This window comes from Embleya scabrispora DSM 41855 (genome assembly GCF_000372745.1).
Lineage (GTDB): Bacteria > Actinomycetota > Actinomycetes > Streptomycetales > Streptomycetaceae > Embleya > Embleya scabrispora.
This window is the reverse complement of sequence record NZ_KB889694.1, coordinates 55,376-66,071: the sequence shown is the minus strand read 5'-3', so window position 1 is coordinate 66,071 and position 10,696 is coordinate 55,376. Positions and strand designations below refer to the sequence as shown.

Annotated in this window: 8 protein-coding genes and 1 pseudogene; 4 read left to right on the top strand and 5 right to left on the bottom strand. The window is 70.7% G+C overall.

Going from position 1 to position 10,696, the window contains the following annotated elements; all coding sequences use genetic code 11:
• The 3 genes and pseudogenes from A3IC_RS0136585 to A3IC_RS0136575 all read right to left on the bottom strand — a co-directional run.
• Positions 1–258: pseudogene (locus A3IC_RS0136585) on the bottom strand (M4 family metallopeptidase); the annotation flags it as partial.
• A 316-nt stretch (positions 259–574) separates the two neighbouring features.
• Complete coding sequence (locus tag A3IC_RS0136580; RefSeq protein WP_020555048.1) at positions 575–2,212, bottom strand: CocE/NonD family hydrolase; 1,638 nt, start codon at positions 2,210–2,212, stop codon at positions 575–577.
• A gap of 280 nt (positions 2,213–2,492) precedes the next feature.
• Positions 2,493–3,539 (bottom strand): P1 family peptidase, encoded by a 1,047-nt coding sequence (locus A3IC_RS0136575; protein ID WP_020555047.1) that lies wholly within the window; start codon positions 3,537–3,539, stop codon positions 2,493–2,495.
• A 222-nt stretch (positions 3,540–3,761) separates the two neighbouring features.
• On the opposite strand from A3IC_RS0136575, the gene A3IC_RS0136570 reads away from it, so the two are divergent.
• Positions 3,762–4,493: a polyamine aminopropyltransferase gene (locus A3IC_RS0136570; protein ID WP_020555046.1), complete on the top strand. Its 732-nt coding sequence runs from the start codon at positions 3,762–3,764 to the stop codon at positions 4,491–4,493.
• A gap of 122 nt (positions 4,494–4,615) precedes the next feature.
• On the opposite strand, the gene A3IC_RS0136565 is transcribed toward A3IC_RS0136570, so the two are convergent.
• Together A3IC_RS0136565 and A3IC_RS0136560 are read right to left on the bottom strand one after the other, a co-directional pair.
• Positions 4,616–5,518, bottom strand: a complete 903-nt coding sequence (locus tag A3IC_RS0136565; protein WP_020555045.1) for a serine hydrolase — start codon at positions 5,516–5,518, stop codon at positions 4,616–4,618.
• A 49-nt stretch (positions 5,519–5,567) separates the two neighbouring features.
• Entirely contained in the window at positions 5,568–6,413 is an 846-nt protein-coding gene (locus A3IC_RS0136560; protein ID WP_020555044.1) for a M55 family metallopeptidase, read from the bottom strand.
• Positions 6,414–6,668: 255 nt separating this feature from the next.
• Between A3IC_RS0136560 and A3IC_RS58560 the strand changes: the two genes are divergently transcribed.
• From A3IC_RS58560 to A3IC_RS0136545, 3 genes are read left to right on the top strand one after another with little or no spacing between them, the layout of a single operon-like run.
• Positions 6,669–8,141, top strand: a complete 1,473-nt coding sequence (locus A3IC_RS58560; RefSeq protein WP_079026900.1) for a serine hydrolase domain-containing protein — start codon at positions 6,669–6,671, stop codon at positions 8,139–8,141.
• Positions 8,138–9,709 (top strand): ABC transporter substrate-binding protein, encoded by a 1,572-nt coding sequence (locus A3IC_RS0136550; protein WP_020555042.1) that lies wholly within the window; start codon positions 8,138–8,140, stop codon positions 9,707–9,709. Before A3IC_RS58560 ends, A3IC_RS0136550 begins: the two co-directional genes overlap by 4 nt.
• Entirely contained in the window at positions 9,706–10,695 is a 990-nt protein-coding gene (locus tag A3IC_RS0136545; RefSeq protein WP_020555041.1) for an ABC transporter permease, read from the top strand. Before A3IC_RS0136550 ends, A3IC_RS0136545 begins: the two co-directional genes overlap by 4 nt.
• The last annotated feature ends 1 nt before the right edge of the window (position 10,696 follow it).

The window sequence follows — 10,696 nt, the reverse complement described above, 5'->3', positions numbered from 1 at the left end:
CCGGTAGGTGCGCTCGTAGGCGACCGAGTAGAGGCCGTTGACCCAGGGGGTCACCGACTGCCGTTGGTACTGCTCGTCGGGACCCTTGGCGAGGGAGTCCAGACCGCTGGCCGCGGCCCGGTCGGCGGCGGAGACCGCCAGCGACTGCGAGCCGGGCGGGGGAGACGGATCGGCGGAAGCCGACTGCGCGGTCGTGGAGACCGCCAACCCGGCGAGCACGGCCAGGACAGTCCCGGCCGTCACCGTTTTGCGATTCATCGAGGCTCCTCGAGTGGAAGGCAGACCTCGACCACGAATCCGGCTTCGCCATGCGTGTCCGCAAGGAGAGCGAACCGCCGACGAGCGTGGCCGCCGGGTTCGTGCCCGATCGGCAAACGCTCACACGGTTGGCGGGTCCCGTTCAATGCGCGTTCGAGCGGTCGGCAAAATCTGTCAAACTCCGTACTGTGCATGGAAGTTGCCTACAACAGAGAATATCCGGACAGGGAACGGGCGACGGGCTGCCCGGCGCCGGCGCGACCATCGGAGGGTCGCACCGCGCGCCGGGCGGCAGGCGTGATCGGCTATCGCATCGTCAACTCACCGGGAGTTCCAGGTAGGACGGATCCTCCTCGGAGGGGGAGACCGTGATCGTGGTTCCCACGACGGGCGCAGACCCGTAGAAGGGGTCGAACGTGTCCAGCACCAGCATCACCCGGTGGCCGGCCGCGACGTTGTAGCCGGTGGCCTGAAGTGCGATGTCCAGGGTGACCGGCTGCCCGGTCGTGCCCTCGACGTCGGTGAACGGCGCGTGCGTGATGATGTGGGCCCCGCCGTCGGCATCCACGTCGAAGAGGTGGGCGATCAGCGTGGGCGGCGGCCCGTCCGCCGTGTAGGTCAGCCGCAGTCGGGGGACGCCGCGCAGCTTCATCGCGACGGGCAACGGTACGGTGCTCCAGACGCCCGCGTGCGCGCGGTCGATCTCCTCGGTCGGGTAGTCCTTGGGCAGACCGGCCATCTCCGCGTAGCCGGAGAAGATGATTTTGTTCGCGACGGTGGCCGGAGTGTCGGCGCCGGACCGGAAGACGACGTCCGTGTCGAGCCCGGGCTTGTCGGCGAGCGTGCCGTCGCCGCCGTTCGAGGGGCCGGACAGGTACAGCCGTTCGGTGTGTCCGGTGACCGCACCCCACGTGGGCTGCTCCTCGACCGGGCCGTTCCACATGATCTGCGAGACCACCTGCCCCTCGGTGTCGATGCCGTTGGCGACGTCCTTGAGATGATGGTCGAACCACCGGTGCGCGTCCGCCCAGATCCGGTTCGGCAGCCCGATGATGCCCGGCGACTCCGGCCCCGAGTGGTCGCCGATGGACAGCAGGAGGCGCTTGGGACCGGTCAGCGCGTTGAACATCTTCAGCGTCTGGTTGCCGGGGAACAGTGTCTCGTGCCAGGCGTTCGCGTACAGGATCGGCACGCCGCGACCGTTGATTTTTCCGACGTGGTGATGCGGCGAGCGCGGCAGCGCCCAGTCCAGCGAAGGTTGCACGTCCGGGTTGGTCAGGACGTCCTCGAACGCCTGCCGGGTCCGTTCGCTGAGCCGGGCCTCGGCGGCGGCGCCCAACAGTGTGGACACCGCGGCGAGATGCCGGGTGCCGTTCTCGTAGAACGCCTCGCCCAGGTCGCCCCACGTGCTCAGCGCCACCACCGCGTCCACCCGAGTGTCCTCGGCGGCGACCAATTGACTGATGCCGGAGCCGTAGGAATCGCCGAGGAAGCCGACGCCGCTGATCGCCCCCCGAGCCCGGCCCTCCGCGAAGTCGATCGCCGCGGTGCCGTCCTCGACATCCTCGGGGCCGGCCACCTCGACCTCGCCCTCGGACGCGCCGAACCCCCGTGCGGTGTAAGCCAGTACGTGGTAGCCCTTGAGCGCGAACAGGGTCGCCTGCACCGCGTAGACGACCCAGCCCAGGTTCACCCACGGCGACGGCATCACGATCAACGGCCGGGGTCGGTCGTCCCGGTGCAGCCAGAGCCCGCCGTCCAGCCCCACACCCCCGGCGCCGGGCACGGTGACCTTGGCGAAGTCGGCCCGGGCCCGGGCCTCCCGGACCTCGGTCACCCGGGCCGGGGCCAGTTGCCCGGTGCTCCCGGTCTCCAGTGCTTCGACGACCTGCGTCAAGGTCGCCTCGTCCAGTTCGGGGTAGAGGCTGGTCGGCTGCGGTTCCTGTGAACTCACGTCGGTCCCTTCCCACTTCGTCGGATCGCGCGAACGATGCCGACCCCACCCGGTGATTGCGGTAGGTGTCGACCCGTGAACACAGTGTCATCATGCGATTCGTCGTGTGGGGAAAATGGGAGGAAAACGCGAAGTGGGAAACAGCCGTTCCGGTGCGCCGCCCCCTATTCCGGGCCTGGCCGAGTAGGGCCGGGTGCGGCCGGACTCGGCGGGGTCGGCCCGGACATCCACCGGGAGGGTTCCTCCGGTCGCCGCGCGCGGGCGCGCGGCGCCGCGTCGCTCATCCGAGGGCGCGGCGGACGGCCGCGTGCGGCAGCGCGTACGCCGCCCGGTGTCCGGCCGGGGCGTGCACCGTCTCGGCGGCCAACAGCGCGTCCAGGACTGCCTCCTCGACGGCGTCCATGGCCGCCGCGAACACCGTGTCGAGCAGCGCCGAGGGCAGCGGCTCCGCCGCGCCCGGCGGTGCGGTGGAAAAGGCCACCCCGTAGTCGCCGCTGCCGTGTGCGAACGCCGCTCCGACCCGGGCCAGGGCGAATACGCCGCGGCCGGCGATCCGGGTCAACTCGCGCGTGGAGCAGGGCAGGTCGGTGGCGACCACGACCACGCACGAGCCCTGCTCGCGCACCGGTCCGGCGGTCGGCAGGCCCAGCGAGGTGGGCCGCACCACCTGGCCGCCCAGGCGCAGGTCGCCGGACATGTTGGCCTGGACCAGGACGCCCACGGTCGCCTCGCCGGTGTCCGTCGGCACCCGGCGCGACGCGGTGCCGATGCCCGCCTTGTAGCCCAGAGCGCAGGCACCGGTGCCCCCACCCACGTTGCCCTGCGGCACCGGCCCGGTCGAGGCGGTGTCGAGCGCGGTGTGCACGTGCGCCGCGGTCAGCGGTCGTGGGCGCGCCCGGGACAACCATGTGTCGTCGATCTCGCCGACCACCGGATCGACCGAGGTCGGTGACGGATCGACGGGCGCCGGCAGCCAGGTCCGCAGGGCGTCCGCGGCGCGGAAGGCGGACAGGGTGGAGGTCAGCAACAACGGGGTCTCCAGTTCGCCGAGTTCGACCAGTCGGGTGGCTCCGACGAGCTTCCCGGGGCCGTTGCCGACGAACAGCCCCGCGCGCAGCGGGCCGTGCGTGTGCAGCGCGTCGGGCACGATCGCGGTCACCCCCGAGTACAGCCCCGCTTCGGGGTCGCACAGCGTGGTGTGGCCCACGCGTACGTTCGGTACGTCGGTGATCGCGTTCCACACCCCGGGATTCAATCGGCCCAGTGCGTGGCCGAAGTCGCGGATCCGCGGGCGCGGCCTCGGTGGGTCCGTTGCGAGTGCGGTCATGGTCGGGCTCCAGGTGTCGGTTCCGCCGGCATTCGCCTGGCGTCACTCTCCGCCGCGCTCGCACCGGGTCGCACCGTCGCCGCCGACGAAAGATCGGTCCCGGCTCCGTGGCCGCCGCCAAGCTCGGCCGCCCCGTGCGTGGCGCTCCGAGGTCCGCGCGCTCTATAGGCTGACCACCCACTGGCGCCGGAGAGCGGCACCGACACGGTTGAGGGTGCACGGATGAGCGCGCGTTTCGAGGAACTCGACTGGCGGCCCACGCCGATGGGGGAGATCAGTCTGCGCCGCAGGCGGGACCCGGTCACCGGCGAGGACGTGTACGAGGTCAAGCTCGGCGACGAGTTCCTGATGTCCAGCCTGTTCACCGCCGGCGAGATCGCGCTCACCCGGCTCGGCCTGGCCGCGCTGCCCGGCGCCGAACTCGATGTCGTGGTGGGCGGGCTCGGGCTCGGATACACGGCCGGGGCGGCGTTGGACGATCCGCGGGTACGCAGCCTGATCGTGGTCGACGCGCTCGGCGAGGTGATCGACTGGCATCGGCGCGGCCTGGTGCCGCTGGGCGCCGCGCTGGCGGGCGATCCTCGCTGTCGGCTGGTCCACGGCGACTTCTTCGCACTGGCGGCCGATCCACAGGGCTGGGATCCGCAGGCGCCGGGTCGGCGATTCCACGCCGTCCTGCTGGACGTCGACCACTCGCCGCGGCACGTGTTGCACCCCACCCACGCGGCGCTCTACCAGCCCGCCGGACTGCGCGCGCTGGCCGATCGGCTGCACCCGGACGGCGTCTTCGCACTGTGGTCGAACGACCCGCCGGACGCGGAGTTCGGCGCGGTACTCGCCGAGGTGTTCGCGGACTCCGCCGCGCACGTGGTCGACTTCGACAACCCGTTGCAGGGCGGTACGGCGACCAACACCGTCTACGTGGCCCGCAAGCCGGGAGACCCCGCGTCCTGACCCGGCGGGACGGCAGGCCGGGTCGGGACGCGGGGGCCCGGGCGTGTTCCCGAACCCCCTCCGGAACACGCGCTGATGCCGTACCCGGCGACAGGGCACGGGTCGCCGGGTACGGCACCGGGTCAGGCGCGCAGGTGGTCGATCGCGGCGCGCGCGGCCAGGCCGATCGCGGCGTCGGCGCGCGGGAGGCGGAAGCCCATCGACTCCGAGCGCAGGAACACCCCGACGGCGTAGCGCTTTCCGTCCGGGTATTCCACGACGCCGGCCTCGTTGCGCACGCCCCACAGGGTGCCGGTCTTGCCGGAGACCCGGATCTCGTCCCCGAACGTGGAGGAGAGCCGGTGCGGCCAGATCTGCCGGCCCATGATCTCGCGCACCTCGGCGCACGCCTCGGCCGGACCGGCCTCGTCGCGCCAGATGGCGGCGAGCAGCTTGGTGATCTCGCGCGGGGTGGTCGAGGCGGTGTGCTCGGGGTCGCGGACCGCCAGCGCGCGAAGCCGGTCGGGGGTGATCTGTGCGAGCTGCGCGGCGGCGTCGGCGGCGTCGCGGTCGATGCCCAGATCGGACATCACGCTCGCGAACAGTTCCTTGCACCCGGTGACCGAGGTGTCGTGGCAGCCCAGCTCGTCCAGCGTCGCCCGCACGTTCTCGCGACCGACCAGACCGAGCACCATGTCGGTGGCCGCGTTGTCACTCATCGTCATCATCATGTAGGCGAGGTCGCGCGCGCTCATCTCGACGTCGTGCATGCAGCCGTCGGTGCCGATGCCGTCGCCTTCCTTGTCGGCGTCGGTGACCACGTGCCGCCCGGCCCGGTCCAGCCGGCCCGCGGCGGCCTGGCGGGCGTACTCCAGGGCGATCGGAATCTTGAAGACCGAGGCCAGTACGACCGGGGCGTCGGCGCGGTAGTCGACCTCGTCGTCGCCGTCGAGGTCGCGTACGTGCAGGTAGCCGTCGACCTCGGCCGCGTCGAAGATGTCCCGGATGGTCTTGGCCGGCTCGATCGGCTCTTGGTCGGTGCTCATGTGCGCTCCGTGAATGGTCGGGTGGGCCCGTGGGGCCCGGTGGGGATGCTCAGCGCTTGCCGGTGTTCGGCAGGTGGTTGGCGGCGGCGTGGGCGGCCACCGAGTACCAGAGGTTGATCAGGTCCATCAGCGTGTCGGGATCCGCCGCCGTGCACCGCACCGTCAACAGGTCCAGGCGTTCGGCACCGGGCACCGAGGTGGCGAACTCGGCGGCCAGGGGGAGTTGGAAACCCACCTCCAGGACCAGTTCCTCGGGCATCGGCAACGCGCGCAGCGAGGTCGCGTTCGCGACCGCCAGCGCGGCCTTCTCCCGGATCAGGTCCCGGGCCAGGGACGGGTGCATGGTGTCGGCCGCGGCCCACCCCTCGGCGGACTTGACCTGCGCGGTGACCACACCGGGGAACGCCTCCTCGGCCACCGAGCACACGTGGTTGTCGCCGGTGACCAGCCCGATGGGCACCCCGTGCTGGGCCGCGAGCAGCGCGATGACCTCGGCCTCGGTGACGTGCCGGCCGCCCAGTTTGACCGAGGTGAAGTTGCCGGAGAAGGTGTGCGAGAGCACGCCAGGCTTGCCGGCCGCCGCGTGGTAGCCGACGAACAGGGCCACCGCGTGCTGTGGGCCCAGGCCATGGGCCATGCACTGGGCCTTGGGCGAACCGAGGATCATCCGGGCCCGGGGATCGAGGTCCTCGGCGATCAGGTTGTCCATCGTGCCGTGGCTGTCGTTGATCAGTACGCGCTCCGCGCCCGCCGCGAAGGCGCCCTCGATCGCGGCGTTCGCCTCACCGGTCATCAGGTGCTGGGCCCGCGGGTAGCCGGTGCCGCCGCGCCAGATCTGGTCCAGCGTGGCGATGCCCGCCACACCTTCCATGTCGATCGAGATGTACACGTCCATCGGTTACTCCCGCTTCCTCGCGTTGCCGGTGGTCGGCCCGAATCGCGCGAGTCCTGAAGGAACCGGGGCGTCGGTGCGCGGACCGTCGGCGGCCTCTGCCGAGGATTGCGGGAAGCGGTACCGCTCGGCGTCGGTGATTCGGACAGGTTCGGCGACGGTTCTTCGTTCACGACGACGATTCATGGCTTTCGGGGGCTGCCTACCGTGATCGTCCTCTGCGGCACTCGCCGCCGCCTTCCCAGGAGGTATCCCACGATGGGACGATCCGATGTGGCCGGGTCTGTGGCCCGGACACTGCCGACGCCCGAATATCTAGCGACCCGACTCGGCGAGCTGGCCAAACGTGGCAACATTCCCGGCGCGAGCGTCGCGGTACGGATGGGCGACGAGACGGTCGTGGCCGCCACCGGCGTGCTCGACGTGGAGATCGGATACCCGGTGACCCCGGACTCGATCTTCCAGATCGGGTCGATCACCAAGGTCTGGACGGCGACGCTGATCATGCAGCTCGTCGACGAGGGTGTGCTCGACCTCGACGCCCCCGTGCGAACCTACCTGCCGGAATTCGGGCTCGTCGACGAGGCCGCCGCCCAGGCGGTGACGCCCCGTCAGCTGCTGTGCCACACCGCGGGTTTCGAGGGAGACCTGTTCGACGACCACGGTCCCGGGGACGACGCGGTGGCCAACCTGGTCGCGGACCTGGCGGAGAAGGCCGGCCAACTGTTCGCACCCGGCGAGATGTTCTCGTACTGCAACAGCGGCTTCGTCACGCTCGGCCGGATCATCGAGGTGCTCACCGGGCAGACCTGGGAGGCGACGCTGCGCGAGCGGATAGCGGTGCCTCTGGGCCTGGGCCGGTTGGCCACCAGCGCGAACGAGGCGATCCTGCACCGGGTGGCGATCGGGCATGCGTCCGGGCCGGACGGGACCGCGGTGCGGGTACCGGGGTGGGAGATGCCGCGCTCCAACGCGCCGGCCGGCTCGACGCTGACCACCACGGCGACCGACCTGCTCGTGTTCGCCGCCGCGCACATCGCCCGCGGACTGCTTCCGGACGGTACGCGCTTGTTGTCGGAGGCATCCGCGCTCGCGATGCGTGAGCCGCAGGTCCAGGTGCCCGACATCGAGGCCGTCGGTGGCGCGTGGGGGCTGGGCTGGAATCTGTTCGACTGGACCGGCGGCCCGATCATCGGTCACGACGGCGGCACCATGGGCCAGGCCGCGATCCTGCGGGTGGCCCCGGAGAGCGACGTCTCGATCGCGATCCTCACCAATGGCGGCGACCTGGCCGTGATGTACGACCTGGTCCGCGACGTGTTCGCGAGCGCCGCGGACGTACGTGTGCCGGAGCCCGTCGTACCGCCCGCCGAGTCCCCGGTGGTGGACCCGCGCTTCTTCGTCGGCCGCTACGCCTCGCAGGCGATGGCGTTCGACGTGGTCGAGTCCGAGGACGGACTGGAACTCACCATGCGCACGCTCGGCGCCGCCGCCGAGATGCTCGGCGAACAGGTCAAGACCAGCAAGCTGGTGGTCCGCGACGCCCGCACGCTGATCGAGGTCGAGGCGCAGGGCGGACAGCACACGCAGTACGCCTTTCTCGGCGACGGCGACCGGGCCCGTTTCCTGCACATGACCCGCGCGATTCCGCGTGTGGCGGCCGGTGAGACGGCCGGCGCGCACGGCGGCGATCAGGGCGGCGTCGACTGTTCCGCCGGCGGCGCGCGATGAAACGCGCCCCGCGCGGGGCCGCAGCGGTCGTCGCGTTGGGCCTGTTCGCCGCCGGTTGTGGGGGCACCGCGGCCGATGGTGGCGCCGGCGACGGCGACACCGTCACGATCGCCATCGAAGGCGACCCCGGCAACATGAATCCGCTGACCGCACTGACCTCGTCCGCGGTCACGATGAACCGCTACTCCTACGACTCGCTGATCAACATCGCCCAGGACGGGCGGATCGTCTCGGGCGTCGCCGAGAAGTGGACCTCCGACGCGACCTCGGCGACCTTCACGATCCGACGCGATGTGATGTGCGACAGCGGCCGAGCACTGACCGCCTCCGACATCGCGGCCGAGTACGCCTTCATCGCCGACCCGGCCAACAAGTCGCCGCTGTACGGCCTGCTGGTGCCTCCCGGGACCGTTGCCACCGCCGACGACACGGCCGGCACCCTGACGCTCAAGACGCCGGACCCGGCCCCGTTCCTGGTCCGCGGCACCTCGATGTTGCGAGTGGTGTGCCCCTCCGGCCTCCGGTCGCCCGAAAGCCTGAACCACGCGTCCGACGGCACCGGTCCCTACCGGCTGAGCCAGGTGGTCCCGGGCGACCACCTCACCTTCACCAAGCGCGCCGGCTACGCGTGGGGGCCGGACGGCATCGGCGGCGCCGACCTGCCCGACCGGGTGGTCTTCAAGGTCATCACCAACGAGTCCACCAGGGCGAACCTGTTGCTCGGCGGGCAACTCGACATCGCGGCCGTGATGGGCGCCGACCGCACCCGACTGACCGCGGCCGGCATCAAGTCCAGCATCCAGCGTGATCCCATGGCGATGCTGGTCTTCAACGAGGCCGCCAATCGGGTCACCGCCGATCCCCTGGTGCGCCGGGCGCTGATGGAGGCGCTCGACCTCAAGCAGATCGGTGCGGTGGCCACCGGCGGCAAGGGCCAACCCTCGACCCGCGTCGGCGTCACGATGGCGCCGCCCTGCACCGAAGACGCGGTCACCGACCACCTCCCGCGGCACGACGTGGCTCAGGCCGCGGAGGCGCTGCGGACGGCGGGGTGGAAGAAGTCCGGCGGGCGTTGGACCAAGGACGGCAAGCAATTGTCGATCTCCATGCCCTATCCCGGCGTCTTCGGCAACCAACTCATCGCCGCCGTCGAGCTGGCGGTGAAGCAATGGAACTCGTTCGGCGTCAAGGTCAGCACTCAGCCGACCACCGCCGCGACGAATGGCACGATCCTGATGGGCGGGCAGTGGGAAATCGCGTGGGCGCCGCTCTCGGTGACCACACCCGACCAGACCCTGCCGTTCTTCATGGGACCCACCCCGCCGGAGGGGCTCAACTTCGGTTCGCTGGACAACCCCGAATACAAACGTCTCGTGGCTCTCGCAATGGCCAAGCCGGACACCTCCGGTTGCCCCGAGTGGACCGCGGCCGAATCCGAGTTGATCAAACGTCTCGATGTGGTGACTTTCATGGACTCGATGACCCCCTATTTCGCTCGGGGCTACAGCTTCGAGCTCGACGGTGGCGGACCCATTCCGTCCACCCTTCGCAAGGTCGGTGGCCGATGAGCACCGCAACTCCGGCCGGTCGGGTGCTCGACTTCCGGCTCGGCCCCTGGACCTCCTTCTTCGTACGCCGTACCGGGCGCCTATTGGTTTCGCTCGCCGCACTGGTCACCGCCGCCTTCGCGATGATCCACTTCGTCCCCGGCGACCCGGTCCGCGGCGCTCTGGGACTCAACGCCACGCCCGAGGCGGTCGCCGCCCGCAAGGAACAACTGGGCCTGGACGACTCGCTGATCTCCCAGTACAAGCACTTCGTGAGCGGTCTCTTCCACGGCGATCTGGGTGAATCGATCACCGCCCGGGTCCCGGTGTCCCGGATGATCGGCGACCGACTGCCGGCGACCTTGGAGATCGCGATCTACGCGTTCCTCCTGGTGATGCTGGTGGCCATTCCGCTGGGCATGGCCATGGCCGTGTGGACCCGCAACGGCCGGCGCCGGCGCGGCGAGCTGGCCTTCGCCTCCTCGACCGGGGCGATCGTGGCCATCCCGGAGTTCCTCCTCGCCGTCGGCCTCGCCTCGGTGTTCGGGGTCTCGCTCGGCTGGTTCCCGGTGGCGCTGCGCGAGGGGCCGGACTCCTACGTCCTGCCGGTGCTCGCGCTGGCCATCACTCCGATCGCCGCGCTGTCGCGGATCGTTCGGGTCGAGGCGCTGCGCGTGTTCGAGACGGACTACATGCGCACCGCCCGGGCCAAGCGACTGCCGGGCCGACTGGTCTACCTGCGGCACGCGTTGCCCAACCTGCTGACCTCCTCGCTCACCCTCGGTGGCCTGCTGCTCAGTGGCCTGCTGGCAGGCACGGTCCTGATCGAGAACGTCTTCGCCTGGCCCGGCCTGGGCATGACCATCGTCCAGGCGATCCTGCAGAAGGACTACCCGCTCGTCCAGGGCATCGTGCTCGTCTACGGAGCCGCCGCCCTCACGATCAACTTCGTGGTCGACCTCGCCGTCGCCGCCGCCGATCCCCAGTCCACGATTCGCGGGAGCTGAC

Excerpts from the sequence above, each read along its gene's own strand:
- A3IC_RS0136575 (WP_020555047.1), bottom strand. The coding sequence starts at position 3,539 with ATGACCGCACTCGCAACGGACCCACCGAGGCCGCGCCCGCGGATCCGC.
- A3IC_RS0136570 (WP_020555046.1), top strand. The coding sequence starts at position 3,762 with ATGAGCGCGCGTTTCGAGGAACTCGACTGGCGGCCCACGCCGATGGGG.
- A3IC_RS0136545 (WP_020555041.1), top strand. The coding sequence starts at position 9,706 with ATGAGCACCGCAACTCCGGCCGGTCGGGTGCTCGACTTCCGGCTCGGC.
- A3IC_RS0136560 (WP_020555044.1), bottom strand. The coding sequence starts at position 6,413 with ATGGACGTGTACATCTCGATCGACATGGAAGGTGTGGCGGGCATCGCC.
- A3IC_RS58560 (WP_079026900.1), top strand. The coding sequence starts at position 6,669 with ATGGGACGATCCGATGTGGCCGGGTCTGTGGCCCGGACACTGCCGACG.
- A3IC_RS0136565 (WP_020555045.1), bottom strand. The coding sequence starts at position 5,518 with ATGAGCACCGACCAAGAGCCGATCGAGCCGGCCAAGACCATCCGGGAC.
- A3IC_RS0136550 (WP_020555042.1), top strand. The coding sequence starts at position 8,138 with ATGAAACGCGCCCCGCGCGGGGCCGCAGCGGTCGTCGCGTTGGGCCTG.